23 protein-coding genes and 1 riboswitch are annotated in these 24,671 nt (G+C 68.6%); of the genes, 14 read left to right on the forward strand and 9 right to left on the reverse strand.

Annotation, left to right across the window (positions count from 1 at the left end):
• On the forward strand, positions 1-3,063 hold the full coding sequence (locus LYSHEL_RS08500; protein ID WP_213433477.1) for an efflux RND transporter permease subunit: 3,063 nt from the start codon (positions 1-3) through the stop codon (positions 3,061-3,063).
• 110 nt (positions 3,064-3,173) lie between these two features.
• Positions 3,174-3,845 (forward strand): Mov34/MPN/PAD-1 family protein, encoded by a 672-nt coding sequence (locus tag LYSHEL_RS08505; RefSeq protein ID WP_213433478.1) that lies wholly within the window; start codon positions 3,174-3,176, stop codon positions 3,843-3,845.
• On the opposite strand, the gene LYSHEL_RS08510 is transcribed toward LYSHEL_RS08505, so the two are convergent.
• Positions 3,817-4,758, reverse strand: coding sequence for a homoserine kinase (locus LYSHEL_RS08510; RefSeq protein WP_213433479.1), 942 nt, complete (start codon positions 4,756-4,758; stop codon positions 3,817-3,819). The genes LYSHEL_RS08505 and LYSHEL_RS08510 overlap by 29 nt on opposite strands.
• Before the next feature lie 60 nt (positions 4,759-4,818).
• Positions 4,819-4,914: riboswitch (TPP riboswitch) on the forward strand.
• A gap of 52 nt (positions 4,915-4,966) precedes the next feature.
• Between LYSHEL_RS08510 and thiC the strand changes: the two genes are divergently transcribed.
• Genes thiC through LYSHEL_RS08525 form a run of 3 tightly spaced genes read left to right on the forward strand, consistent with a single transcriptional unit; the run spans position 4,967 to position 8,532 of the window.
• Positions 4,967-6,844 (forward strand): phosphomethylpyrimidine synthase ThiC, encoded by a 1,878-nt coding sequence (gene thiC / locus LYSHEL_RS08515; RefSeq protein ID WP_213433480.1) that lies wholly within the window; start codon positions 4,967-4,969, stop codon positions 6,842-6,844.
• Between the two features lie 42 nt (positions 6,845-6,886).
• A complete protein-coding gene (locus LYSHEL_RS08520) occupies positions 6,887-7,549 on the forward strand; it encodes an ion channel (RefSeq protein ID WP_213433481.1) in 663 nt (220 codons plus the stop codon).
• On the forward strand, positions 7,549-8,532 hold the full coding sequence (locus LYSHEL_RS08525) for an aspartyl/asparaginyl beta-hydroxylase domain-containing protein (protein ID WP_213433483.1): 984 nt from the start codon (positions 7,549-7,551) through the stop codon (positions 8,530-8,532). The genes LYSHEL_RS08520 and LYSHEL_RS08525 overlap by 1 nt, the downstream gene beginning before the upstream one ends.
• Before the next feature lie 36 nt (positions 8,533-8,568).
• Here LYSHEL_RS08525 and ppa read toward each other — a convergent pair whose 3' ends face one another.
• Complete coding sequence (ppa, locus tag LYSHEL_RS08530) at positions 8,569-9,117, reverse strand: inorganic diphosphatase (RefSeq protein ID WP_213433485.1); 549 nt, start codon at positions 9,115-9,117, stop codon at positions 8,569-8,571.
• A 125-nt stretch (positions 9,118-9,242) separates the two neighbouring features.
• On the opposite strand from ppa, the gene LYSHEL_RS08535 reads away from it, so the two are divergent.
• The 3 genes from LYSHEL_RS08535 to LYSHEL_RS08545 are packed head-to-tail and all read left to right on the forward strand — an operon-like array spanning position 9,243 to position 10,782.
• The gene (locus tag LYSHEL_RS08535; protein ID WP_213433487.1) at positions 9,243-9,938 is read left to right on the forward strand and encodes an RNA polymerase sigma factor; all 696 of its coding nucleotides are present in this window, start codon (positions 9,243-9,245) and stop codon (positions 9,936-9,938) included.
• Positions 9,939-9,982: 44 nt separating this feature from the next.
• On the forward strand, positions 9,983-10,327 hold the full coding sequence (locus LYSHEL_RS08540) for a hypothetical protein (RefSeq protein WP_213433489.1): 345 nt from the start codon (positions 9,983-9,985) through the stop codon (positions 10,325-10,327).
• On the forward strand, positions 10,324-10,782 hold the full coding sequence (locus LYSHEL_RS08545; RefSeq protein ID WP_213433490.1) for a DUF2231 domain-containing protein: 459 nt from the start codon (positions 10,324-10,326) through the stop codon (positions 10,780-10,782). The genes LYSHEL_RS08540 and LYSHEL_RS08545 overlap by 4 nt, the downstream gene beginning before the upstream one ends.
• 589 nt (positions 10,783-11,371) lie before the next feature.
• On the opposite strand, the gene LYSHEL_RS08550 is transcribed toward LYSHEL_RS08545, so the two are convergent.
• Positions 11,372-13,435, reverse strand: a complete 2,064-nt coding sequence (locus LYSHEL_RS08550; RefSeq protein WP_213433492.1) for a sodium-translocating pyrophosphatase — start codon at positions 13,433-13,435, stop codon at positions 11,372-11,374.
• A 223-nt stretch (positions 13,436-13,658) separates the two neighbouring features.
• Here LYSHEL_RS08550 and LYSHEL_RS08555 point away from each other — a divergent pair, with 223 nt between their 5' ends.
• Complete coding sequence (locus LYSHEL_RS08555) at positions 13,659-14,168, forward strand: hypothetical protein (RefSeq protein ID WP_213433494.1); 510 nt, start codon at positions 13,659-13,661, stop codon at positions 14,166-14,168.
• A 4-nt stretch (positions 14,169-14,172) separates the two neighbouring features.
• On the opposite strand, the gene LYSHEL_RS08560 is transcribed toward LYSHEL_RS08555, so the two are convergent.
• Positions 14,173-14,622 carry a hypothetical protein gene (locus LYSHEL_RS08560; RefSeq protein WP_213433496.1) on the reverse strand — a complete coding sequence of 150 codons (450 nt, stop codon included), beginning with the start codon at positions 14,620-14,622 and terminating at the stop codon, positions 14,173-14,175.
• A 233-nt stretch (positions 14,623-14,855) separates the two neighbouring features.
• The gene (locus tag LYSHEL_RS08565) at positions 14,856-16,106 is read right to left on the reverse strand and encodes a 6-phosphofructokinase (RefSeq protein WP_213433498.1); all 1,251 of its coding nucleotides are present in this window, start codon (positions 16,104-16,106) and stop codon (positions 14,856-14,858) included.
• 129 nt (positions 16,107-16,235) lie between these two features.
• On the opposite strand from LYSHEL_RS08565, the gene LYSHEL_RS08570 reads away from it, so the two are divergent.
• The 3 genes from LYSHEL_RS08570 to LYSHEL_RS08580 all read left to right on the forward strand — a co-directional run bounded on the left by LYSHEL_RS08570 (position 16,236) and on the right by LYSHEL_RS08580 (position 18,808).
• On the forward strand, positions 16,236-16,814 hold the full coding sequence (locus LYSHEL_RS08570; RefSeq protein ID WP_213433499.1) for an adenylate kinase: 579 nt from the start codon (positions 16,236-16,238) through the stop codon (positions 16,812-16,814).
• A gap of 70 nt (positions 16,815-16,884) precedes the next feature.
• Positions 16,885-18,210: a UDP-N-acetylmuramate:L-alanyl-gamma-D-glutamyl-meso-diaminopimelate ligase gene (gene mpl, locus LYSHEL_RS08575; RefSeq protein WP_213437726.1), complete on the forward strand. Its 1,326-nt coding sequence runs from the start codon at positions 16,885-16,887 to the stop codon at positions 18,208-18,210.
• A 13-nt stretch (positions 18,211-18,223) separates the two neighbouring features.
• On the forward strand, positions 18,224-18,808 hold the full coding sequence (locus tag LYSHEL_RS08580; protein ID WP_213433500.1) for an LON peptidase substrate-binding domain-containing protein: 585 nt from the start codon (positions 18,224-18,226) through the stop codon (positions 18,806-18,808).
• 4 nt (positions 18,809-18,812) lie between these two features.
• On the opposite strand, the gene LYSHEL_RS08585 is transcribed toward LYSHEL_RS08580, so the two are convergent.
• Complete coding sequence (locus LYSHEL_RS08585) at positions 18,813-20,795, reverse strand: bifunctional DedA family/phosphatase PAP2 family protein (protein ID WP_213433501.1); 1,983 nt, start codon at positions 20,793-20,795, stop codon at positions 18,813-18,815.
• Between the two features lie 41 nt (positions 20,796-20,836).
• On the opposite strand from LYSHEL_RS08585, the gene LYSHEL_RS08590 reads away from it, so the two are divergent.
• Together LYSHEL_RS08590 and LYSHEL_RS08595 are read left to right on the forward strand one after the other, a co-directional pair.
• Positions 20,837-21,652, forward strand: coding sequence for an SDR family oxidoreductase (locus LYSHEL_RS08590; RefSeq protein ID WP_213433502.1), 816 nt, complete (start codon positions 20,837-20,839; stop codon positions 21,650-21,652).
• Between the two features lie 9 nt (positions 21,653-21,661).
• Complete coding sequence (locus LYSHEL_RS08595; protein ID WP_213433503.1) at positions 21,662-22,081, forward strand: VOC family protein; 420 nt, start codon at positions 21,662-21,664, stop codon at positions 22,079-22,081.
• 4 nt (positions 22,082-22,085) lie between these two features.
• On the opposite strand, the gene LYSHEL_RS08600 is transcribed toward LYSHEL_RS08595, so the two are convergent.
• Genes LYSHEL_RS08600 through thiE form a run of 3 tightly spaced genes read right to left on the reverse strand, consistent with a single transcriptional unit; the run spans position 22,086 to position 24,615 of the window.
• Positions 22,086-22,697: an HAD-IA family hydrolase gene (locus tag LYSHEL_RS08600; protein WP_213433504.1), complete on the reverse strand. Its 612-nt coding sequence runs from the start codon at positions 22,695-22,697 to the stop codon at positions 22,086-22,088.
• The gene (hemL, locus tag LYSHEL_RS08605; RefSeq protein ID WP_213433505.1) at positions 22,694-23,977 is read right to left on the reverse strand and encodes a glutamate-1-semialdehyde 2,1-aminomutase; all 1,284 of its coding nucleotides are present in this window, start codon (positions 23,975-23,977) and stop codon (positions 22,694-22,696) included. The genes LYSHEL_RS08600 and hemL overlap by 4 nt, the downstream gene beginning before the upstream one ends.
• On the reverse strand, positions 23,977-24,615 hold the full coding sequence (thiE, locus tag LYSHEL_RS08610; protein ID WP_213433506.1) for a thiamine phosphate synthase: 639 nt from the start codon (positions 24,613-24,615) through the stop codon (positions 23,977-23,979). The genes hemL and thiE overlap by 1 nt, the downstream gene beginning before the upstream one ends.
• Positions 24,616-24,671: the final 56 nt, after the last annotated feature.

Raw genomic sequence — 24,671 nt, forward strand, 5'->3', positions numbered from 1 at the left:
ATGTCCTTCAACCTCTCGGAATGGGCGCTGCGCAACCGCACGCTCGTCCTCTACGCGATGGTCGTGCTCGCGCTGCTCGGTGCGATGAGCTGGCGCAACCTCGGGCAATCGGAAGATCCGCCCTTCACCTTCAAGGCGATGGTGGTGCGCACGTTGTGGCCGGGCGCCACCGCGGAGGAGGTCGCGCGCCAGGTGACCGAGCGCGTCGAGAAGAGCCTGATGACGACCGGCAAGTACGAGTTCATCCGCTCGTATTCGCGCGCCGGCGAATCGCAGGTGATCTTCATGGCGCGCGATTCGCTGCCGTCGAAGGACGTGCCCGAGCTGTGGTACCAGGTGCGCAAGAAGATCGGCGACATCAAGCCCACGTTGCCGGAAGGCACGGTCGGGCCGTTCTTCAACGATGAATTCGGCGACACGTTCGGCAACATCTACGCGCTGACGGGGCAGGGCTTCGACTACGCGGTGCTGAAGGACTACGCCGAGCGCATCGAGCTCGAACTGCAGCGCCTGCCGGACGTCGGCAAGGTGGAACTGGTCGGCCTGCAGGACGAGAAAGTCTGGATCGAGCTGTCGAACACCAAGCTCGCCACGATGGGCATCCCGCTGGCGGCGGTGCAGACCGCGCTGTCGGAACAGAACGCCGTCGTGCCGTCCGGCTTCTTCGAAACGAACACCGACCGCGTGCAGATCCGCGTGACCGGCGCGTTCCAGTCGGTCGATGCCTTGCGCGATTTCCCGATCCGTTCGGGCGATCGCACGGTGCGGCTCGGCGACCTTGCGACGGTGAAGCGCGGCTTCGCCGATCCCGCCGCGCCGCGGATGCGCTTCATGGGCCAGGACGCGATCGGCATCGCGGTGGCGATGAAGGACGGCGGCGACATCCTGCGGCTCGGTGACAAGCTGGAGTCCGAATTCGCGCGCCTGCAGCGTTCGCTGCCCGCCGGCATGGAATTGCGCAAGGTCTCCGACCAGCCGCACGCGGTGCGCGAATCGGTGGGCGAGTTCATGAAGGTACTCACCGAAGCGGTGGCGATCGTGCTGCTGGTGAGTTTCTTCTCGCTGGGGTTCCGCACGGGGCTGGTGGTGGCGGTGACGATCCCGCTGGTGCTGGCGATGACGTTCGCGGTGATGGATTACTTCGGCATCGGCCTGCACAAGATCTCGCTCGGTGCGCTCGTGCTCGCACTGGGCTTGCTCGTCGACGACGCGATCATCGCGGTCGAGATGATGGCCATCAAGATGGAGCAGGGCTTCTCGCGGTTGAAGGCGGCCAGCTTCGCGTGGGAGACCACGGCGTTCCCGATGCTCACCGGCACGCTGGTGACGGCGGCGGGCTTCCTGCCGATCGCGACCGCGGCCTCGTCGACCGGCGAGTACACGCGGTCGCTGTTCCAGGTGGTCACCATCGCGCTGGTGGTGTCGTGGATCGCGGCGGTGCTGTTCATCCCGTACCTCGGCGACAAGATGTTGCCGGACATGAACAAGAAGCATGCCGAAGCGCACGACCCGCACGCGACGAAGTTCTACCAGCGCTTCCGCGGCTTGCTCGACTGGTGCCTGGGTCATCGCAAGCTCGTCATCACGCTGACCGTCGCGGCGTTCATCGCGTCGATCGCGCTGTTCCGGTTCGTGCCGCAGCAGTTCTTCCCGGATTCGACGCGGCCGGAGCTGATGGTGGACATGGAACTCGCCGAAGGCTCGTCGTTGAAGGCGACCGAAGCGCAGGCGAAGCAACTGGAGGCGATGCTGCAGAAGCGCGCGGGCGTCGACAACTACGTCGCCTACGTCGGCACCGGTTCGCCGCGCTTCTACCTGCCGCTCGACCAGCAGCTGCCCGCCGCCAACTTCGCGCAGTTCGTCGTGCGCGCCAGCGATACCGAAGCGCGCGAAACGGTGCGCACGTGGCTGATCGACGAGGTCGCGCCGCGCTTCCCGTCGTTGCAATTGCGCGTGACGCGACTGGAGAACGGCCCGCCGGTCGGCTACCCGCTGCAGTTCCGCGTCTCCGGCGAACATATCGACCGCGTGCGCGCCATCGCCAAGCAAGTGCAGGCGAAGGTGCTCGCGAACCCGAACGTCTCCAACGTGAACCTGGACTGGGACGAACCCAGCAAGGTCGTGCGCCTGGAGATCGACCAGGACCGTGCGCGCGTGCTCGGCATCACTTCGTCCCAGTTGTCGAAGTTCCTGTCGGGCTCGCTGTCGGGCCTGCACGTCAGCACGTACCGCGAGGGCAACGAACTCGTCGAGATCCTGTTGCGCGGCACGGGCGACGAACGCACGCGGCTCGACCTGCTCGGCAGCCTGGCGGTGCCGACGCAGAGCGGCACGCCGGTGCCGCTGTCGCAGATCGCCACGCTGCGCGACGTGTTCGAGGACGGCATCGTGTGGCATCGCGACCGCCTGCCCACCGTCACGGTGCGCGCCGACATCCGCAACAAGCTCACGCCGCCGACGGTGGTGGCGCAGATCCTGCCGACGCTCGACGGCATCCGCGCCGCGTTGCCGGAAGGCTACCTGCTCGAAACCGGCGGCACGGTGGAGGACTCCGGGCGCGGGCAGAACTCGATCAAGGCCGGCCTGCCGCTGTTCCTGTTCGTCGTGGTGACGTTGCTGATGCTGCAGTTGCGCAGCTTCTCGCGCACGGCGCTGGTGCTGCTCACCGCGCCGTTGGGCCTGATCGGCGTGACCTTGTTCCTGCTGGTGTTCCGCGTGCCGTTCGGCTTCGTCGCGATGCTGGGCACGATCGCGCTGGCGGGCATGATCATGCGCAACTCGGTGATCCTGGTGGACCAGATCGAACAGGACATCCGCCACGGCAACGACCGCTGGCACGCGATCATCGAAGCGACGGTGCGTCGCTTCCGGCCGATCGTGCTGACCGCGCTCGCCGCGGTGCTGGCGATGATCCCGTTGTCGCGTTCGGCATTCTTCGGGCCGATGGCGGTGGCGATCATGGGCGGGTTGATCGTGGCGACGGCGCTGACCTTGTTGTTCCTGCCGGCGTTGTACGCAGCGTGGTTCAAGGTGAATCGCGAAGAGGCGGGTCCCGCGGCCTGAGGTTTCGCCGGCGTTCGCAAGAGGCGACGTCGGTGGACGTCGCCCCTTTCGCCTGCCGGGACCGGGCAAACGTTGGTGGAATGCGCGGCCGCTCCAGCCACGCATTCCCCATGACCCTCGACTCCCATCGCCGTCGTCGCAGGCGACGAACGCGCGCGCTCCTGTGCGCCATCGCCGCGCTCCCCGCCACGCACCCCAACGCCTGCGACCTGCACCAGCCACGCTTCTCGCCGGAACACGCCACGCCCGAGACCGCGCGCACTGATCGCACGCGCATCCCGCGCGACATCCGCATCGAACAAGGCGGCTTCGCGACCGCCGACGCCGCCGCAGCGTGCTTCGGCGCCCGCTACCACGACGACAAGCGCGCGGAGTTCGTCACCTTCCTCGTGCATACCGAAGACGGCTGGGCTTACCTGACGCCCGGCAAGGGTCCCCGCAATGCACGACGCGTGCACACCGAGGCATTACATCGCGCGTCGAACGATGCCGGGCATGCGCTGCTCGCCGTCGCGCACACGCATCCGTTCGGGATGCCGTATTTCTCGGCGACGGATGCCGCGACCGTCCTGCGCGCGAACGGCCCGATGTACCTGACCAACTGGCGCAACGAAACCTGGCGCCTGGCGCCGGAAGACGTGCGATCGCAACTCGAGCGCCGTGGATTCCCGTCGACGACGATCAGCGTGTCGCGTTTGTTCTCGGCGCCCGGCATGCGCGAGGGATGGCGCGGAACGCCCGTGGCACCCGTCGTCAATCCAGTTCGGCGCGCGGACCGTTGACCGGGCAGACGTACGCACGCGACGCGAATCCCGCGTCGGCAAAGGCCGCCTGCATCGCCGGCGCCGCAACGCGCGCATCGGCTTCGCTGGCGAACCACGCGAACACGCTCGGCCCCGCGCCCGACAGGCTCGCGCCGATCGCGGCGTGGTCCATCGCCGCGGACTTCACTGCATCGAACCCGGGCACGAGCGCCGCGCGCCGCGGTTCGACCAGCACGTCCTGCAAGCCATCGCGCAGCAATGCCAGGTCGCCGCGCTCCAGGCCCACGATGAACTGCGCCAGCCGCGCGCCATGCGCCACGACGGTCGACAACGGGAACGGTTCGGCGAGCACTTCGCGCGAGCGCCGCGTTTCGAGCACCTGGTCCGGATGCACGACGACGCAATGCAACCCGGCCGGCGCGCGCAGCGACAACAAGCGCGTCGCCGTCGCCAGCACCACGCCGCCGACGAGCATCGGCCCCACGTTGTCGCCCTGGTGGCTGCGGCTCGAGGCGTACTCGCCTTCCATCGCGAAGGGATACAACGCCTCCCGCGACATCGGCGCGTCGAGCAAGGCATTCGCGGCGACCAGCGCCGCCACGCACGAGGCCGCCGAACCGCCGAGCCCCGCCCCGATCGGAATCCCCTTGTCGAGTTCGACCTCGAAGCCGAACCCGAGCGCCAGCCCTTCACGCAATGCATGCAACGCACGCCCGGCCGTGTTGCGCGCCGTGTCGAACGGAATCACGCCGATCGAGGCCGGTGATACGTCGCCAACCGCGCGCACGGCGACCACGCGCACTTCGCGTTCAGCAATGCGCCGCACGGTGGCGCGGTCCGACGGGCCCAGGATCGAATGGCCGAGCAGGTCGAAGCCCACGCCGATGTTGCCGACGCCGGCGGGTGCGGTCGCGGTGGCGCTGGTCGGCATGGTCGCTCCTTCGGCAAGGCGCGCATTATTGGCCGGCGACGCCCGGCCGTGTTCAAATGCCCGCCGAAGCGGGGGTACCGGCCTTGGCCGGTTGAGAGAGTCCCTTCGAACCTGACGCGGTTGAGACCGCCGTAGGGAAGCTTCGCGGATCGCGCTCGCGCGTGGCCGCGCGCCTGCTTCGTCCTCACCGCTCCCCCTGGACGATCCCATGAACGCCGTGCCCACCGAACTGCTCCGCGACGCCGAACGCCTCTCGGAAGCCGTCGTCCGCCCCATCCCCGGTTCGCGCAAGGTCTTCGTGCCCGGGTCGCGCGACGACCTGCGCGTGCCCATGCGCGAGATCGCGCTGCAGCGCACGCCCACCCTGTTCGGCGGCGAAGACAACCCGCCCGTCACCGTCTACGACACCTCGGGCCCGTACACGGATCCCGACACGCACATCGACCTGGCCGCCGGCCTGTCGCCGCTGCGCGCGCAGTGGATCGCCGAGCGCAACGATTCCGAACCGCTGCCGGGCCTGACGTCCGAGTTCGGCCGCGCGCGCGAACACGATCCGCGCCTGTCGTCCGTGCGCTTCCCCGGCCGCATCCTGCCGCGCCGCGCCATCGCGGGCGCCAACGTCTCGCAGATGCATTACGCGCGCCGCGGCATCGTCACGCCGGAAATGGAATACGTCGCCATCCGCGAAAACCAGCGCCTCGACCAGGTGCGCGACGCGGGCCTGCTCGCGCAGCATCGCGGCCAATCCTTCGGCGCGGCGATCCAGGCGCGCATCACGCCGGAATTCGTGCGCGACGAAATCGCCCGCGGCCGCGCGATCCTGCCGAACAACATCAACCATCCCGAGAGCGAGCCGATGATCATCGGCCGCAACTTCCTCACCAAGATCAACGCCAACATCGGCAACAGCGCCGTGTCGTCGGGCATCGCGGAGGAAGTGGAAAAGCTGGTGTGGGCGATCCGCTGGGGCGCCGATACGGTGATGGACCTGTCCACCGGCAAGCACATCCACGAAACGCGCGAATGGATCGTGCGCAATTCGCCGGTGCCGATCGGTACGGTGCCGATCTACCAGGCGCTGGAAAAAGTGGACGGCCGCGCCGAAGAACTCACGTGGGAAATCTTCCGCGACACGCTGGTCGAACAGGCCGAGCAGGGCGTGGACTACTTCACCATCCACGCCGGCGTGCTGCTGCGCTACGTGCCGCTCACCGCCAAGCGCGTGACGGGCATCGTGTCGCGCGGCGGTTCGATCCTCGCCAAGTGGTGCCTGGCGCACCACAAGGAAAACTTCCTCTACACGCACTTCGAAGACATCTGCGACATCATGAAGGCGTACGACGTCGCCTTCTCGCTGGGCGATGGCTTGCGCCCGGGGTGCATCGCGGACGCCAACGACGCTGCGCAGTTCGGTGAGCTCGAAACGCTGGGCGAGCTGACGAAGATCGCGTGGAAGCACGACGTGCAGACCATGATCGAAGGCCCCGGCCACGTGCCGATGCAGCTGATCAAGGAAAACATGGACAAGCAGCTTGCCGAATGCGGCGAAGCGCCGTTCTACACGCTCGGCCCGCTGACCACCGACATCGCGCCGGGCTACGACCACATCACCAGCGCGATCGGCGCGGCGATGATCGGTTGGTTCGGCACCGCGATGCTCTGCTACGTCACGCCGAAGGAACACCTGGGCCTGCCGGATCGCGACGACGTGCGCGACGGCATCATGGCGTACAAGATCGCCGCGCATGCCGCCGACCTGGCGAAGGGCCATCCCGGCGCGCAGGTGCGGGACAACGCGCTGAGCAAGGCGCGCTTCGAATTCCGCTGGGAAGACCAGTTCCACCTGGGCCTGGATCCGGAGAAGGCGAAGGAATTCCACGACGAAACGCTGCCCAAGGACGCGCACAAGCTGGCGCACTTCTGCTCGATGTGCGGCCCGCATTTCTGCTCGATGAAGATCACCCAGGACGTGCGCGACTACGCCGCCGAACATGGCGTGGGCGAAACCGATGCGCTGGCCGCCGGCATGGCGGAGAAGTCGGAAGAGTTCCGCGCCGCGGGCGCCGAGGTCTACCGCCCGGGCTGAGCCCGGCCGGTCGCGCGCATGGTGGCCTTCTGGCGATGGGACATGTGGCGCGTGCTCGCGCGGCGGCAGCCGTCGGCGTTCCTGCTGGCGGCGCAGTTGCTGAGCCTGCTGCTGTATCCGTTGATGGACAACACGCAGACCGGGCGCGTGTTGTTCGGCGCCGTCGCGCTGGTGGTCGTGCCGCTGGCGATGTGGGTGGTGAAGCTGAGCCCCATGCTCAGCGTGATCGGCTGGTTCCTCGCCGTGCCCGCACTGGTGCTGACGGTGTTCGGCGTCGTGATGGACCACCAGGCGTTGCTGCCCCTGGCGGCCGCGCTGGAAGCCGCGCTGTACTTCTACGCCGCCGCGGGCCTGATCGCCTACATGATGCGCGACACGCGCGTCAGCGCCGACGAACTGTTCGCGGCCGGCGCCACGTTCACCCTGCTCGCGTGGGGCTTCGCGTACGCGTTCTTCCTGTGCCAGGCGATTTACCCGGGCAGCTTCACGGGCTTCGAACCCGAACGCGAACGCACCTGGATGGAGCTGCTGTTCCTCAGTTTCACCACGCTGTCGGCCACCGGCCTGGGCGACGTGCTGCCGGTCAATTCTCCGGCGCGCGTGCTGGTGATGCTGGAACAATTGGCCGGCGTGGGTTACATCGCCACCGTGGTCTCGCGTTTGATCGGCCTCACCATCATCCAGCACAAGAACGACCCGCCGTAATGAAACTGCAGTTCCCCTTCATCCAGTTGCCGTTGTCGTTCGATGCGCCCGCGCTGGCCGCGGAAATCGCCGCGCTGGGCGAAGGCGCATGGAAACCGCATCCGAACCACCTGCCGGGCAATTCGATGTTGCCGCTGGTGTCGGTGGGCGGGGATGCGGACAACGAAGCGTTCGCGGGCCCGATGCTGCCGACGCCGGCGCTCGAGCGCTGCCCGTACCTGCGCAAGACGATCGCGAGCTTCGGTGCCGTGGTCGGTCGCAGTCGCCTGATGCGGCTCGCGGGGCAGGCCGAGGTCACGCGCCACGTGGATACCGGTTACTACTGGGCCGAACGCACGCGCGTGCACGTGCCGATCGTGACGCAGCCGACGGTGCGCTTCGAATGCGGCGACGCGGCGATCAACATGGGCGAAGGCGAGTGCTGGATCTTCGACACGTGGCGCCAGCATCGCGTGCTCAATGACGCGCGCGAATCGCGCATCCACCTCGTGGTGGACACGGTGGGCGGCGCGGAGTTCTGGAACCTGGTCGCGCGCGGCAAGCCGCACCACCTGGCGATCCCGGGCTGGACGCAGGACCGCATCGCGCCCGGCGGCAGCGCGGACTTCGCGTGCGAATCGAACAACGTGCCCGCGGTGATGACGCCGTGGGAACTCAACACGCACTTCGGGCTGCTGTTCGGCGAATCGCCGGACCATCCGAACAACGTGTTGCTGCGCGGTGCTGCGCAGCGGCTGCTGCGCGCGTGGCGCGGCCTGTGGGCGCAGCATGGCGAGGCGCCGGAAGGACGCGCGGCGTTCCGCGACGCGCTGCACCGCTTCATGGACGAAGTGCACGATCCCGGCCTGGACGTCGTGCTGCGCAACGACGTGGACTGGTACACGGCGATGCTCACGCTGGTGGCGAGCAACGCGGTGCGGGACGCGGATGCGCCGGTGACGACGTCGAACACCGGCGAGTATGGCGTGGTGGACCGCGCCTGATTCCGCGGTCCCTGCGCACGCAGGGACCGGGGTGCCTCAGAAGTTCGGCTTGTCTTCCGTTGCGTTGTAGCGCGCGATCGACTCGATCAGGATCTGCCGCGCTTCCTCGGTGTCGCCCCACCCATCAAGCTTGACCCACTTGCCTTCTTCCAGGTCCTTGTAGTGCTCGAAGAAGTAGGCGATGCGGTCGCGCCAGTGCTGCGGCACGTCGTTGAGGCCCACCATGTGGGCGTAACCCGGATACACCTTGGTCACCGGCACGGCGAGGATCTTCTCGTCGGCGCCGGCTTCGTCGCGCATGCGCAGCACGCCGACCGGGCGCACGCGGATCACCGAACCCGGGATGAGCTGCAGGGGCATCAGCACCAGCACGTCGGCCGGGTCGCCGTCGCCGCACAGCGTGTGGGGGACGTAGCCGTAATTGCAGGGGTAGCGCATCGGCGTGGACAGCACGCGGTCGACGAACATCGCGCCGGAGGCCTTGTCGACCTCGTACTTGACGGGTTCGGCGTCCTTCGGGATCTCGATGATGACGTTGATTTCGTCCGGCGGATTCTTGCCGGTGGGGACGAGTTCCAGGCCCATTGCGTGGTGCTCCGACGTGCTGGCCGCGGCCCGTGGGCCGCGGTGGGGGTGGGGGGAGGGCGCGGATTATAGGCGGGAACCCGGCGCACACTGGCGCATCGGATGGGCAGGACAGGGAGAAACGCATGGTTCCGACGCAACGCCCGCTGGTGGATTACGCCGCCCTCGACGACATCGCCCTCGTGGCGCTGGCCCGCGCCGGCCAGCGGGAGGCCTTCCGCCACATCATGCAGCGCTGCAACCGGCGGTTGTTCCGCGCCGCGCGCGGGGTGGTCCACGACGACGCGGAAGCGGAGGACGTGGTCCAGCAGGCCTACGTGGACGCCTTCGCGCACCTGGATTCGTTTCGCGGCGATGCCGCCCTCACCACCTGGCTCACGCGCATCGTGCTCAACGAAGCGCACGGGCGCCTGCGCGCGCGCAAGCCCACCGTCGGGATCGAGCTGGTCGAAGCCCTGCAGCAGGAAGGAGGTCGCGTGATCGCGTTCCCGTCGAAGTTCGGCCACGAAGACCCGGCCGCCGGCGCGGCGCGCGCCGAGGTGCGGCGCTTGCTCGAACGCGCGGTCGACGCATTGCCGGAGGCGTATCGCCTCGTGTTCGTCATGCGCGAGATCGAGGAATGCAGCGTGGAGGAGACGGCGACGTGCCTGTCGCTGAAACCCGAAACGGTGAAGACGCGCCTGCATCGCGCGCGTCGCCTGCTGCGCACGGCGTTGCACGACGAGCTTGCGACCACGATGACCGATGCCTTCCCGTTCCTCGGGGCGCGCTGCGACCGCATGACGAATGCGGTGCTGGCGCGGCTCGACCTGCACGACTGAAACGCCGTACGCCCGATCCATCACCCGAGACAAGGAGTTCCACCATGTTGATGTACGCGCTCATCGTGTTCGCCATCGCCGCCCTCGGCGGCCTCGTCCTCGCTTCCAGCGTGCTGCGCGGGAAACTCGCGCCGTGGGCCATTTCGATCCTGCATGCGCTGCTTGGCGCGACGGGCCTGGTGATCCTGTTGCTGCAGGTGGTGCAGGGTTCGGCAGGTGGGCGCGTGGTCGGTGCGCTCGGGATCCTGGTCGCGGCGGCGCTCGGTGGCTTCTATCTCGCGTCGCTGCACGCGCGGAAGACGGTGGCACCGAAAGCCGTCGTGCTGATGCACGCAGGCCTGGCGGTCGTCGGCGTGCTCGTGCTCCTCAGCGCGGTCATGGCGGCGTGAGGCATCCGCTGCACCCGGCGTTCGTGCACTTCCCGATCGCGGCGTGGTCGTTCGCGACCGCGGCGGATCTCGCGGGCGCCTGGATCGATCCGAGCTGGTGGACGTGCGCGGGCTGGTTGCACGTGGCCGGCACGACGACCGCGCTCGCGGCGATGGCCACAGGCGCGATCGAATTCGTGAAGTTGCCGGCCGACAGCCCCGCGGCGAAATTCGTCGCGCGCCACATGGTCTTCGTGCTACTGGCGTGGTTCGCGTACGCGACGAGCCTGGTGTTGCGCGTGCACGACTCGGCGCTCCACGCACCGGCGGCGGCCAGCCTCGCGACGAGCGTCGCGGGGTTCGTGTTGCTGTGCGTCGCGGGATGGTTGGGCGGGAATCTCGTCTATCGCCACGGCGTCGGCGTGCGCGAATCCGGAATTGCAAGTTGTCCCCGCGAAAGCGGGGACACCCAGTGAGGGCGTTCCGCCACGTCCCGCCGCATGTCTCTTTTCCGCTGCCACAGCAGAAAAGAGACACGCGACGTGACGCGTCGGACCTCGTCGCGGTTTGGTTTTCGCTAACACGTCGTAGTAGTTCCCCGCACCGCGTCGGATAGCCGCTGGCGAACACAACTTCTCCGGACGGAGGCGCTCGCCCACCTCGAGCCCTCGCATCTGAAATGCCTCACTGCTCTCTGGCAGGCGGGGCGCCAGTCCAGGTCTGTGCCTCGCACACATCAGGCAGGAGAGCTGGTGCTTCGGGCTCTTGATTGCCGCGAAAGAAACGATTGGGTTGCGCGTGCGTCACACGCACGCCAGCGAACTCAACTTGCGGTCGGCCCCTTGATCGAAAAGGCGCGCAAGGTGATGCCCCAGCCCGTGGTGGGGTGAGAATTTTCGCCGCCACGTCGGCGAGAAATTCTTACCCCGCCGCGGGTTCGGGCGACGCGGTCTTCACCCCAGGCGGGCTTCTGCAGCGCACCCATGGATCCCTGCTTCCCCTGGGACGGGCAAAAAAAAACCCCGCCGAAGCGGGGTCTTTCGTGTTGCGTGAAGCAGGAACCGATCAGCGCACGATCAGCGGCACCATCAGCAGCGCCACGATGTTGATGATCTTGATCAGCGGATTGACCGCCGGGCCCGCGGTGTCCTTGTAGGGATCGCCCACGGTGTCGCCGGTGACCGCGGCCTTGTGGGCCTCGGAACCCTTGCCGCCGAAGTTGCCGTCTTCGATGTACTTCTTCGCGTTGTCCCACGCACCGCCGCCGGTCGTCATCGAGATCGCGACGAACAGGCCGGTGACGATCGTGCCGATCAGCACGCCGCCCAGCGCCTTCGGACCGAGCAGCAGGCCGACGACGACAGGCACCGCGACGGGCAGCAACGACGGCACGATCATTTCCTTGATCGCCGACTTCGTCAGCATGTCCACGGCCTTGTCGTACTGCGGCTTGCCCGTGCCTTCCATGATCCCCGGGATGTCGCGGAACTGGCGGCGCACTTCCTCCACCACCGCACCGGCCGCGCGGCCGACGGCTTCCATCGCCATCGCGCCGAACAGGTACGGGATGAGGCCACCGATCAGCAGGCCGATGATCACCATGTGGTCGGACAGGTCGAAGCGGAACGCTTCGAACGGCACGCCCGCGGCGGCGGCCTTCGCCGCACCCACCGTGTTGAGGTTGTGCGTGTAGTCGGCGAACAGCACCAGCGCGGCCAGCGCGGCCGAACCGATCGCGTAGCCCTTCGTCACCGCCTTCGTCGTGTTGCCCACGGCGTCGAGCGGATCGGTCACGGCGCGCACTTCCGGCGGGAGTTCCGCCATCTCGGCGATGCCGCCGGCGTTGTCCGTGATCGGGCCGTACGCATCGAGCGCGACGATCATGCCCGCCATCGACAGCATGGCCGTGGCGGCGATCGCGATGCCGTACAGGCCACCGAGCGCGAACGCGGCGTAGATGGCCGCGCACACCGTGATGACCGGCAGCGCGGTCGACTTCATCGACACGCCCAGGCCCGCGATGATGTTGGTGCCGTGGCCCGTGGTGGATGCCTGCGCGATGTGGCGCACCGGCTTGAACTGCGTGCCGGTGTAGTACTCGGTGATCCACACGATCGCGCCGGTCAGCGCCAGGCCGATCAGCGAGCACAGGTAGAGGTTCATCGACCCCTGCCCGAAGTCGCCCATCAGGTTCTGCGTGATCGGGAAGAACGCGATGGCCGCGAGCACGGCCGACACGATCACGCCGCGGTACAGCGCGCCCATGATCGAACCACCCGCCTTCACCTTGACGAAGAACGCACCGATGATCGATGCGAGGATCGACACGCCGCCGAGCACGAGCGGATACAGCACCGCGTTGTGGCCGGCGCCCTGGTCCATCATCAGGCCGCCGAGCAGCATCGTGGCGATCACGGTGACGGCGTAGGTTTCGAACAGGTCGGCCGCCATGCCCGCGCAGTCGCCCACGTTGTCGCCCACGTTGTCCGCGATGACCGCCGGGTTGCGCGGGTCGTCTTCCGGGATGCCGGCTTCGACCTTGCCCACCAGGTCCGCGCCGACGTCGGCGCCCTTGGTGAAGATGCCGCCGCCCAGTCGCGCGAAGATCGAGATCAGCGAGGAACCGAACGCCAGGCCCACCAGCGCGTGCAGCGCCGGTTCGCCGGTGAGGCCCATCTTGCCGAGCACGAGCCAGTACCCGGCCACGCCGAGCAGGCCGAGGCCGACGACGAGCATGCCGGTGATGGCGCCGCCGCGGAACGCGACGTCCATCGCCGGGCCGATGCCCGAACGCGCGGCTTCGGCGGTGCGCACGTTGGCGCGCACCGACACGTTCATGCCGATGTAGCCCGCGGCACCGGACAGCACCGCGCCGATCAGGAAGCCGATCGCGGTGGGCCAGGTGAGTGCGAAGCCGATGAGGACGAAGAGCACGGCGCCTGCGACGCCGATCGTCGCGTACTGGCGATTGAGGTAGGCGCGCGCGCCTTCCTGGATCGCGCCCGCGATCTGTTGCATGCGCTCGTTGCCGGCGGGACGGCTGTTGATCCAGGACGCGGACCACACACCATAGAGAATCGCGATGACGGCGCAGGACAGCGCCAGGATCAAACCGTACTGCTCCAGCATGAACAACCCTCCCCGGGTGGCTTTAGGGAATGACGGATGACGCGAAATGGATGACGCGAAGGTTTTTGTTGCGCCGCGGCAAGAAATCAATTACAGGGCGGCAACGGCCCGACTATGGCATGGCACGGCCCCGCGGCGGAACCGTGCAACCGTGCGTGAAGCACGATTCAGCGCTTGCGTGACAGCCTGCGCGCCTTCGTCCCGCCCCCCGAGGCCACCGACCATGCGCCGACTCATCGCCACCCTGTGCGTCCTCGCACCCCTGGCTGCCATCGCGGCCGACCCGAAGCCGGAGATCAACCGCCCGGCGTCTTCCCCGCAGCAGGTCGGCGTGGCCCACACGCTCCGCACGATCCCCGAAGCCTGCGCGCGCATCGAAGGCCAGTTCACCGGCCAGGCGAACCCGCCCTACAAGTTCACCTTCGCGCGCACGAGCGCGACCTGCCAGGCGCGTGCGCGCCTGGTGGATGCGGCCAAGGTGAAACCGGATGCGAAGTCGGGCTGGATCTTCAACGACCTGATCCGCGTGCCGAGCGCGGCGTGCCCGTCGCAGCAGGCGGTGGTGCGCATCTGGCGCAAGGCCGCGGAGGCGGCGCCGCCGGCGCTGGATCCGCAGGGGCGTTCGCGGATCTACCTGAAGGATGCGACCGACCAGGCGCGCGCGAAGGGCGCGCCCAGCCTGCCGCAATACGCCGTCGCGATGGCCGTGGAAGGCAAGGCCTGCGGCGGCTGATGCCTCAGTGCGAGGCGCGCTGGAACTTGTCGGCGCTCGAACGCAGCAGCTGCGCGTGGCCCGCCTTGTTGCGGATCACCTGCACGTAATACGTCTTGCCGGTTTCCAGCGTGCCGTCGAACTTGCCGCCGTCGCTCGTGCTGTACGCATGGGCGCCCGGCGTGGTGGCCACGACGTAGTACATGCCCGGGTCGAGTTCGACGCGCGGATCGGCGTTCTCGTTGACGGTGATGGCCGCACCCGGCGACTTGGCGCTGCGGAAGAACACGACCTGCGACTTGCCATCCGGCGCCTTGCCCACGGCCTTCTCGACGGCTTCGGCCGTGAGGGCCTTGGCTTCTGCGGTGTTGGACGCTTCGCCCTGGTTCTCGATCTTCACCTTCTGGGCGGCGACGGGCAGGCTCAACGCCACCAGCATCGCGAGCAACGCACTGCGGGACAGGATGGAACGCATGGGGGATCTCCGTGTCGTGGCTGCCTCATGGCAGTCGTGGAGCCTAGCGTCCCGCATTCAGTCGCTGCGTGAAGCGGGTCGGCATTCGTACGGAGACCGCCGAAATCCACTCGAACATCGACGTCGACGCGGCCACCTCCCCAGCTGGCCGCGCGACGCCGATCCTCCTCCCCCGAGGAACCTCGTTGCGTCGAGGCGTGGCGAGTCTTACCGACCGCAACGGGGTTTTGCAATCACATCGGGGCGAGTTTTTTTCTCATTGCCACGTTCTTCAGGGCAATGTATCTGGGCAGCCCGTCGCGGCCGTAAGGCGGCGGATTTTCGCCGCGGATCAGCGGTTCGAGATAACGACGCGCCGCTGCGGTGATGCCGTAACCATCCTTGCGCAAGAAGTTGGCCGGCATCGTTTTTTCGTGGTTCGCGATCTTGTCGAGCGAGGCCGGCGCGATCTTCCAGCGATACGGTGCATCGGACGTGCGCACGATCACCGGCATCATCGAATTCATCCCCTTCAGTGCGTACTCCACCGCGGCCACGCCGACGGCCATCGCCTGTTCGACGTCGGTCTTCGATGCGATGTGGCGCGCGGAACGCTGCAGGTAATCCGGCAACGTCCAGTGCACCTTGTAGCCGAGCACGTCCTTGACGCGACCGGCGAGGTGCGAGGCGACGCCGCCGAGCTGCGTGTGCCCGAACGCATCCTTCCCGCCGCCGGCGTCGGCGACGAACGTACCGTCCGCGGTGCGGATGCCTTCACTCGCGACCACCACGCAATAGCCCACGCGCTTGACCACCTTGTCGACCTGCGCGAGGAACGCCGCTTCGTCGTACGCGCGCTCGGGGAAGAGGATGAGGTGCGGCGCATCGCCTTCGTGCTGCGCGGCCAGGCCCGCGGCGGCGGCCAGCCAGCCCGCGTGGCGGCCCATCGCTTCGTACACGAAGACTTTCGTCGAGGTGTCGGCCATCGCGGCGACGTCGAGCGCGGCTTCGCGCACGGACACCGCGGTGTATTTCGCGGCCGAGCCGAAGCCCGGGCAGCAGTCGGTGACGGCCAGGTCGTTGTCGATGGTCTTCGGCACGCCGATGCAGGTGAGCGGGTAGCCGAACTCCTGCGCCAGCCGCGAGACCTTCAGCGCGGTGTCCGCCGAATCGTTGCCGCCGTTGTAGAGGAACCAGCGCACGTCGTGCGCGCGCAGGACGTCGAGCAGGCGCTCGTATTTCGCGCGGTCGGCCTCCAGCGACTTCAGCTTCACGCGGCACGAGCCGAACGCGCCGCCGGGGGTATGGGCCAGCGCCCGGATCGCGGCGAGGGATTCCTTCGAGGTGTCGATCAGGTCCTCGCGCAGCGCGCCGAGGATGCCGTTGCGCGCGGCCAGGACCTTCACCTTGCGGGCGCGCGCGGTCTGGATGACGGCCGAGGCGGTGGCGTTGATGACGGCGGTGACGCCGCCCGACTGGGCGTAAAGCAGGGTTCCGTTGGCCATGTGAGGTCGTGGGCCGGGGCCGGGTTGGGGTAAAGTGCCCGGCAAATCGGCGTAGTCGTGGGTAGGGCGGGCGAGTGTAGCGCCGCGGTCCGTGGACGCGCCGTCCCGAGCATTGGTCAGGAGTCCTGGATGCGATTGGTCTTGTTGGGCGCGCCCGGTTCGGGCAAGGGCACGCAGGCGACCCGCCTGAAGGAACACCTGCAGGTGCCGCACATCTCCACCGGCGACCTGCTGCGCGCCGAAGTCGCGGCCGGCAGCAAGCTGGGCCTGGAAGCGAAGGAAGTGATGGCGCGCGGCGAGCTGGTCTCCGACGCCATCCTGCTCGGCATGCTCGAGGACCGCTTCTCGCGCCCCGACACCGCCAACGGTTTCATCCTCGACGGCTATCCGCGCAACCTGGCGCAGGCCGATGCGCTGGATGCGTTGCTGGGCAAGCTGCGCCAGCCGTTCGATTACGCGGTGCAGCTGGAATGCCCGACGGAACTCCTCGTCGAGCGCATCGCCGGCCGCGCGAAGGCCGAAGGCCGCGCCGACGACAGCCCGGATGCGGTGCGCAAGCGCCTGCAGGTGTACGAGGCCTCCACCGCGCCGGTCATCGATTACTACCGCCAGCATGGGCACCTCACCGTCGTCGACGGCGTGGGCTCGCTGGACGATGTGTTCACCCGCATCCTCGAGGCGATCGCGCCGATGAAGGAAGTCGGCTGAGCGCCACGCAACACGGGACACCCGCTTGAAGGCCATCAAACTGCACGTGCTCGGCATCGCCGGCACCTTCATGGGCGGCGTCGCTGCGCTCGCGCGCGAACTCGGGCACGAAGTGGAAGGCAGCGACCAGGCCGTGTATCCGCCGATGTCGACGCAGCTGGAACAGCTCGGCATCGCGCTGCGCCAGGGCTACGACCCCGCCAACATTTCGCCCGACTGCGACGAGATCGTCGTCGGCAATGCGTTGTCGCGCGGCAACGCGGCGGTGGAGCAGGTGCTCGACGACGGCCGGCGTTACACGTCCGGCGCGCAGTGGCTCAGCGAATACGTGCTGCCGGGCCGCGAGACGATCGCGGTGGCAGGCACGCACGGCAAGACAACGACCACGACCATCCTCACCTGGCTGCTCGAATCGGCCGGGCGTTCGCCGGGCTTCTTGATCGGCGGCGTGGCGGAGGACTTCGGCGTGTCGGCGCGCATCGGCACGGGCCGCGAATTCGTGGTGGAAGCCGACGAATACGACACGGCGTTCTTCGACAAGCGTTCGAAGTTCGTGCACTACCGGCCGACGGTCGCGATCCTCAACAATCTCGAATACGACCACGCGGACATCTTCCCCGACGTGGCCGCGATCCAGCGCCAGTTCCACCATCTCGTCCGCACCGTGCCGCGGCGCGGGCGCCTGATCGTCAACGGCGAAGACAAGTACCTCGCCGAAGTGCTGGCGATGGGCTGCTGGACGCCGGTGGAAACCTTCGGCCTCGATGGCACGTTCGACTGGACCGCGCGCTTGCTCGCCGACGATGGCAGTGCGTTCGCCGTCGTGCACCGCGGGCGCGAAATCGGTGAAGTGCACTGGCCGCTGCTCGGGCGCCACAACGTAATGAACGCGCTGGCGTCGCTGGCCGCGGTGCAGGCGGTGGGCGTGGAGGCGTCCACGGTGCTGGCCTCGTTGCAGGCCTTCCGCAGCGTCAAGCGCCGCCTCGAAGTGATCGGCGATGCGGACGGCGTGCGGATCTACGACGACTTCGCGCACCACCCCACCGCAATCGCGACCACGCTCGCGGGTTTGCGCGCACGCGTGGGCGATGCGCGCATCGTGGTGGCGATGGAGCCGCGCAGCAATTCGATGCGGCTGGGTGCGCATTCGGATGCCTTGGCGCCGTCGCTGGATGGCGCGGATGTCGTCGTGTTCCTGCATCGCCCCGAGCTTGCGTGGGATGCGGGCAAGGTCGTCGGCGCGCTGCGCGGCGAAGGCGTGACCGCGCCGGATGCGGATGCGTTGCTCGCCGCGCTGGCGGAACGCGTGCGTCCCGGGGACCACGTGGTGTTCATGTCGAACGGGGGCTTCGACGGCGCGCCGCGCCGTTTCCTGGCCGCGCGCCAGGGCCGCTGAGCCGCGACCGCCCATGCTGCGCGAAGCGCCGCTGACGCTCGGATTGTTCCCGCTGCACAGCGTGTTGCTGCCGGGCGCGACGCTGTCGCTGCGCGTGTTCGAACGCCGTTACCTGGATTTGGTGAGCGAATGCATGCGCGAATCGCGCGGCTGCGGCGTGTGCCTGATCCTGATCGGCGACGAAGTGGGCATGCCCGCAACGCCGGCGAAGTACGGCACGCACGCGCGCATCGAAGATTTCACCACCGGCACCGACGGCCTGCTGCACCTGCGCATCCGCGGCGGGCGGCGGTTCCGCGTGGCCACCACGCACGTGCGCGACAACGGCCTGCTGCTCGCCGACGTGGACTGGTGCGAGTACGACCCGGACGACGAACTGCGCCCGGAACACGCAACGCTCGGCATCGTGCTGCAGCACATGCTCGACCAGGTGGGCGGCGAACACGCGAAGGCGCCGCCGGCGCGCTTCGACGAAGCCTCGTGGGTGGGCTGGCGCCTAGCCGAACTGTTGCCGCTGCAGGAATCGCAACGCCAGGCCCTGCTGCAACTCGACGATCCGCATGCGCGGCTCGATCGCATGCTGCACTGGATCGACTGACGCCTCAGCGTTCGCGCACGCGCAGGACGTTGCGTGCGGTGTCCGGATGCGGCGCTTCGGCCTGCGTCCATCCCGCGAGGTCCTGCCGCAGGCGCGCATGCGCGAGGCCATCGTCGGGCAACGGCCGCCACAACGACGCAACGCGCATCGCCGAACCGTGGCGCAGGCGTTGCGTGGTGCCGATCCACAATGGCGGGCCTGCACGGAACTGCTGCGGCGCCAGCCACAGGCGCAGGGCGATTGCATCCTGCGGTCCGGTATCGCGCAGCAACAGCAGCGATTCGGGGCGGCCTTCGAGCGTGGCGGGCAGCACGGGATGGTGCGAAGGCGGGCGATCGTCGTCGAGCAACGAAAGCGTGGCGACCCAGCCGGCCTGCGGCTGCACGCGCCAGCCCTTCGCCGCGAGTTGCCGTTGCAACGCGGCGACGCTGCCGGCGTATTGCAGGTCGAGGTCCCAACGCGGCGTGGCGTCGCGCGCGCTGGCGATGGTTTCGTTGCGCTGCGCGGGGAGGCGCGTCCATTCGTTCGACCACCACGGGTCGAGGTCGAGCGTGCGGGCGGGCGCGGCGGGCGCGTAGCGCGCAAGGGTGATCTCGATGCTGCGCGGCGCGTGCCACAACGCGGCGATCGCGAATACGCCGTAGAAGCCGAGTGCGATCGGCCGCATCCAGAACGATCGCGCCACGTGGCGGCGGTACGCAATGCCGAGCACCAGCAGCCACACGATGCCGAACAGCGCGCCGCCGAGCACGTCGCTCAGCCAGTGCGCGCCTAGGTAGAGCTCGGAGAAGCCGAGCAGCGTGACGATGGCGCCGCCCACGAGATACGGCCAGGCACGATCGCGGCCCGGCAGTTCGCGCGCGATGAGCACGGCGAAGAAGCCGAAGGTGATGGTGGCCATCGTGACCTCGAGCGACGGCACGCCGAACGACGCAGCGTGCGCGGGCAGCAACGCGCGCAGGCCCCCGGTCAGCGCGAACCCGAACGCGAGCGCGGCCAGCCAGTGCGCGGCGGCGACGAAACGACGACGCCAGGCGAGCCACAACAACACTGCGATCGCTGCCGGCCCGAGCACCGAGGGATCGCCGAGCGTCGCGAGCGCCGCCATCAATCGATCGGCGAGCGGATTGCGCAACGCCGCCATCGCATCGCGCACGCTGTGGTCGAGCAGCAACGGACCGCCGCGCGTCCACAGCACCGCGAGCAGCGCGAACCACGCCCACGCGATCAGGAACAGGCACGCGGCGAGCATCAGCAGCGAGGCGGATTCCGGCCGGTTGGGATCGATGAGCGCCCCGGCATAGCGGCCCAGGCGCGGATGCGCGCGCGTCCAGCGCAGCGCGCTGGCGAGCAGGCGATCGGCGTGGCCGGCGAACCAGCGCCACGTGTACAGCACGACGGACCACGCCAAAGCGACCGCGATGGCGAGCGCGCACAGCACCAGCGCGAGACGGTCGGCGACCGCGGCCACCGCGTCGTAGGACTTGCCGAAGAGCCAGCCCGGCCCGAGGAACGCCACGGCCCACGCGAACGCCGCGAACAGGCTGACCGGCACGTAGCGGCGCAGCGGCATGCCGAGCATGCCGGCGATGGCGGGCACGAAGGGACGCACCGCGCCGACGAAGCGCGCGATCACCAGGCCCGAACTGCCGTGGCGGCGGAACACGCGTTCGCCGCGGTCGAGCAATTGCGGATAGCGGCGGAACGGCCAGTGCCCGCGCATCGTCGGGCCCCAGCGGTGGCCGATCCAGTAACTCAGCGCATCGCCCGCGAAGGCGCCCGCGGCCGTGCAGGCCACCGCGTACGGGCCATCGATGTGCCCGAGGCCGATGAGGACGCCCACCGCGAACAGCAGCGGCAGCGCGGGCACGATGATGCCGACGACCGCGAGGGCATCGCAAAAGGCGATGAGGAGGATCAGTCCGCCGGCCGCGCGCGGGTGCGCAGTGATCCAGGCGAGGGTCCCGTCGAACCAGGCGGTCGGCATTGCGCGATTATAGGGACCGGCATGACGGAGGATCGCGCGCCATGGGCACGCTTTCGGGAAAGACGCTGTTCATCACCGGTGCGTCGCGAGGGATCGGGCTGGCGATCGCGAAACGCGCCGCCGCCGATGGCGCGAACATCGCCATCGCCGCGAAGTCCGCGGTCGCCAATCCGCGGTTGCCCGGGACCATCCATACCGCGGCGGCGGAAGTGGAAGCCGCGGGCGGTCGCGCACTGGCGTTGCGCTGCGACATCCGCGAGGAGGACGAGGTGAACGCGGCGGTCGCCGCCACGGTGGATGCCTTCGGCGGCATCGACATCCTGGTGAACAACGCGAGCGCCATCTGGCTGCGCGGTGCGCTGGACACGCCGATGAAGCGCTACGACCTGATGCAGGACGTGAACGCGCGCGGCAGCTTCCTGTGCGCGCAGGCCTGCCTGCCGCACCTGTTGCGCGCGCCGAACCCGCACATCCTCGCGCTCGCGCCGCCGCCGAGCCTCGACCCGCGCTGGTGGGGCCCGCACACGGCGTACACGCTGGCGAAGATGGGCATGAGCTTCGTGACGCTGGGGCTGGCGGCGGAGTTCGGGCCGCAGGGCGTGGCGGTGAATGCGCTGTGGCCGCGCACGATCATCGCGACGGATGCGCTCAACATGATCCCGGGCATCGACATCGCGCGCTGCCGCAAGCCGGCGATCGTCGCCGATGCGGCGCAAGCTGCCCTGGTGCGCGACGCGGCGGGTTTCCACGGGCAGTTCCTGCTCGACGAGGACGTGCTGCGCGACGCCGGCATCACCGATTTTTCAGGCTATGCGATGGATCCTGCGCAATCGCCGCTGCCCGACCTGTTCCTCTGAGGGTTCGAGATGAAATACCTCCACACGATGATCCGCGTGCGCGACCTCGATGCGACGTTGCGCTTCTTCTGCGACGGGCTGGGGCTGCGCGAGACGCGACGGATGGACAACGAATCGGGCAAGTACACGCTCGTGTTCCTGGCCGCCGATGAGACGCCCGACGCGGAGATCGAACTCACGCACAACTGGGGCTCGGAGGAGGATTACGGGAGCGCGCGCAATTTCGGGCACCTGGCGTTCCGCGTGGAGGACATCTACGCGACGTGCGCGCGGCTGCAATCGATGGGTTATCTCATCAGCCGCCCGCCGCGCGACGGGCACATGGCGTTCGTACGGTCGCCGGATTTGATCTCGGTCGAGTTGCTGCAGGCCGGGCATTTGCCGCCGCAGGAACCGTGGGCGTCGATGCCGAATACCGGCGTCTGGTGACGCGTCAGGCGAGCGCGTAGCGGGCGAGGATCGCGTCGAATTCGCCGGCGCGCGCGACGTGTTCGGCGAGCAGGCCCGCGGCGCGTGCGCCTTCGACGTTGTCGTGGTTGTCGTCGAGGAACAGGGCGGCGTGCGGGGCGTGGCCGAGGTGTGCGACGACCTTGCGGAAGACTTCCGGTGCAGGTTTCGCGAGGTGTAATGCGCCGCTGCCGAAGATGCGGTCGGGCTGGAACAGCGATGCCAGCGCGTGCGGTAGCGCGTCGATGACGAGCGGGCCGTTGTTCGTGAGGATCGCGATGTCGCAGCGGGTGGCGAGGGTCGCGACGCGCGCGCAGGTCTCGGGCGTGCAATCCATCGATGCGGCGCGTGCGGCATGCCACGCGGCGGGATCGACGGGGTGGTCGAGCGCTTCGCCGAGTGCGGCCAGGTACTGCGCGGTGTCGATCTCGCCGGCGTCGTAGCGCGCTTCGAGGCCGCTTTCGAACAGCGCCGCGTACACACGATCGGGATCGCGGCCGAGTGCGGCGCCGAGGTGCTCCATGCGACGGCGGCGGTCGTAGGCGACCAGCACGCCGTCGAGGTCGAACAGCACCAGCGACGGCGCGGCGTGCGTCACAGCGTGGCGAAGGCGGCGCGCGCGGCGGCGATGGTCGCGGCGATTTCCGCGTCGCCATGCGCGCTCGACATGAAGCCGGCTTCGAACGCAGACGGCGCCAGGTACACGCCGCGCTCGAGCATCGCGTGGAAGAAGCGATTGAACGCGGCGGTGTCGCACGCGACGGCCTGCGCGTACGTGTCCACCTGTTCGGCGCTGAAGAACATGCCGAACATGCCGCCGACGCGCGTGGTGGTGAACGGGATGTTCGCGTCGCGCGCGGCGGCTTCGAGGCCATCGCACAGCGCGTGCGTCTTCGCTTCGAGCGCGTCGTGAAACCCCGGCGCCTGGATGAGGGCGAGCATCTTCAGGCCCGCCGCCATCGCGACCGGATTGCCGCTGAGCGTGCCGGCCTGGTAGATCGGGCCGCTCGGTGCGATTTGTTTCATCAGGTCCGCACGGCCGCCGTACGCACCGACGGGCATGCCGCCGCCGATGATCTTGCCGAAGGTGCTCAGGTCCGGCGTCACGCCGTAACGCGCCTGCGCGCCACCCAACGCGACGCGGAAGCCGGTCATCACTTCGTCGAAGATCAGCAACGCGCCGTACTGCGTGCAGAGCGTGCGCAGGTGTTGCAGGTAACCATCGCGCGGCGGCAGGCAGTTGGCGTTGCCGACGACGGGTTCGATGATCAGGCCCGCGATGTCGTGCCCGCATTCGTCGAACAACGCGGTCGCTGCATCGAAATCGTTGTAGGGCAGCGTGAGCGTGAGGTCGGCGAGCGCTTTCGGCACGCCGGGCGAGGTGGGCACGCCGAACGTGAGCGCGCCGCTGCCGGCCTTCACCAGGAAGCTGTCGCCGTGGCCGTGGTAGCAGCCTTCGAATTTCACGATGCGCGCGCGGCCCGTCGCGCCGCGCGCCAGGCGGATCGCCGACAGCGTGGCTTCGGTGCCGGAGTTCACCATGCGCACCATTTCGCAGCTCGGGATGAGCGCGGTGATGGCTTCGGCCATCGTGACTTCGAGCGGATTGGGCGTGCCGAAGCTGAGGCCGTCGCGCGCGGTGTCGATGACGGCGGCGAGCACGTCGGGATGGTTGTGGCCGACGATCATCGGGCCCCAGGAACCGACGTAATCGATGTAGCGGTTGCCGTCGGCGTCGACCAGGTACGCGCCTTCGGCGCGCTGCGTGAAGAACGGTTCGCCGCCGACGGACTTGAACGCGCGCACGGGCGAGTTCACGCCGCCGGGCATCAGCTGCTGCGCGCGATGGAACAGGGATTGCGAACGGCGGGTATCCATCACGACTCCGGGATTTCGAAAAGCGCCTGGCAGGCGCGTGCGGCGGCAAGGGGATCGGGCGCGTCGAACACGCCGCTGACGACGGCGATGAGGTCCGCGCCGGCATCGACGAGCGGGCGCGCATTGTCGGGCGTGATGCCGCCGATCGCCACCCGCGGCAGGCCGAGCGGGGCGGCGTCGCGCAAAAGCGACAAGGAAGCGCGGCGCGCATTCGGCTTCGTCGTGGACGGGAAGAAGGCCCCGAAGGCGATGTAATCGGCGCCCGCGGCGGCCGCCTGGCGGGCGCGATCGAGCGTGTCGTAGCAGGAGACGCCGATGATGGCGTCGTCGCCGACCAGTGCGCGGGCCGCTGCGAGGCTGCCGTCGTGTTCACCCAGGTGCACGCCCGCGCCCAGGTCCGCGGCGAGGCGCGCGTCGTCGTTCACGATGAAAGGCACGCCGGCGGCGCGGCACGCATCGGCGAGCGCCGTCGCTTGCGCGCGACGCAACGCGGCATCGGCCTGCTTGTTGCGGTACTGCAGGCAGGCGCACGCAGGCAGCAGCGGTTGCACGCGGGCAAGCAGGGCATCACGGTCGGGATCGTCGGGCGTGACGAGATAGAGCCCGCGTTCAAGGGCAAGGCGTGGCGCGCGCGGCATGCGAATTCCTGGTGGCGCTTGGTGTTGGCGGCCCGGCGGTGGGACAATGCCCACCT

The organism is Lysobacter helvus (assembly GCF_018406645.1).
Taxonomy (GTDB): Bacteria; Pseudomonadota; Gammaproteobacteria; order Xanthomonadales; family Xanthomonadaceae; genus Noviluteimonas; species Noviluteimonas caseinilytica.

Excerpts from the sequence above, each read along its gene's own strand:
- LYSHEL_RS08500 (WP_213433477.1), top strand. The coding sequence starts at position 1 with ATGTCCTTCAACCTCTCGGAATGGGCGCTGCGCAACCGCACGCTCGTC.
- LYSHEL_RS08505 (WP_213433478.1), top strand. The coding sequence starts at position 3,174 with ATGACCCTCGACTCCCATCGCCGTCGTCGCAGGCGACGAACGCGCGCG.
- LYSHEL_RS08510 (WP_213433479.1), bottom strand. The coding sequence starts at position 4,758 with ATGCCGACCAGCGCCACCGCGACCGCACCCGCCGGCGTCGGCAACATC.
- thiC (WP_213433480.1), top strand. The coding sequence starts at position 4,967 with ATGAACGCCGTGCCCACCGAACTGCTCCGCGACGCCGAACGCCTCTCG.
- LYSHEL_RS08520 (WP_213433481.1), top strand. The coding sequence starts at position 6,887 with ATGTGGCGCGTGCTCGCGCGGCGGCAGCCGTCGGCGTTCCTGCTGGCG.
- LYSHEL_RS08525 (WP_213433483.1), top strand. The coding sequence starts at position 7,549 with ATGAAACTGCAGTTCCCCTTCATCCAGTTGCCGTTGTCGTTCGATGCG.
- ppa (WP_213433485.1), bottom strand. The coding sequence starts at position 9,117 with ATGGGCCTGGAACTCGTCCCCACCGGCAAGAATCCGCCGGACGAAATC.
- LYSHEL_RS08535 (WP_213433487.1), top strand. The coding sequence starts at position 9,243 with ATGGTTCCGACGCAACGCCCGCTGGTGGATTACGCCGCCCTCGACGAC.
- LYSHEL_RS08540 (WP_213433489.1), top strand. The coding sequence starts at position 9,983 with ATGTTGATGTACGCGCTCATCGTGTTCGCCATCGCCGCCCTCGGCGGC.
- LYSHEL_RS08550 (WP_213433492.1), bottom strand. The coding sequence starts at position 13,435 with ATGCTGGAGCAGTACGGTTTGATCCTGGCGCTGTCCTGCGCCGTCATC.
- LYSHEL_RS08555 (WP_213433494.1), top strand. The coding sequence starts at position 13,659 with ATGCGCCGACTCATCGCCACCCTGTGCGTCCTCGCACCCCTGGCTGCC.
- LYSHEL_RS08560 (WP_213433496.1), bottom strand. The coding sequence starts at position 14,622 with ATGCGTTCCATCCTGTCCCGCAGTGCGTTGCTCGCGATGCTGGTGGCG.
- LYSHEL_RS08565 (WP_213433498.1), bottom strand. The coding sequence starts at position 16,106 with ATGGCCAACGGAACCCTGCTTTACGCCCAGTCGGGCGGCGTCACCGCC.
- LYSHEL_RS08570 (WP_213433499.1), top strand. The coding sequence starts at position 16,236 with ATGCGATTGGTCTTGTTGGGCGCGCCCGGTTCGGGCAAGGGCACGCAG.
- mpl (WP_213437726.1), top strand. The coding sequence starts at position 16,885 with ATGGGCGGCGTCGCTGCGCTCGCGCGCGAACTCGGGCACGAAGTGGAA.
- LYSHEL_RS08580 (WP_213433500.1), top strand. The coding sequence starts at position 18,224 with ATGCTGCGCGAAGCGCCGCTGACGCTCGGATTGTTCCCGCTGCACAGC.
- LYSHEL_RS08585 (WP_213433501.1), bottom strand. The coding sequence starts at position 20,795 with ATGCCGACCGCCTGGTTCGACGGGACCCTCGCCTGGATCACTGCGCAC.
- LYSHEL_RS08590 (WP_213433502.1), top strand. The coding sequence starts at position 20,837 with ATGGGCACGCTTTCGGGAAAGACGCTGTTCATCACCGGTGCGTCGCGA.
- LYSHEL_RS08595 (WP_213433503.1), top strand. The coding sequence starts at position 21,662 with ATGAAATACCTCCACACGATGATCCGCGTGCGCGACCTCGATGCGACG.
- hemL (WP_213433505.1), bottom strand. The coding sequence starts at position 23,977 with ATGGATACCCGCCGTTCGCAATCCCTGTTCCATCGCGCGCAGCAGCTG.
- thiE (WP_213433506.1), bottom strand. The coding sequence starts at position 24,615 with ATGCCGCGCGCGCCACGCCTTGCCCTTGAACGCGGGCTCTATCTCGTC.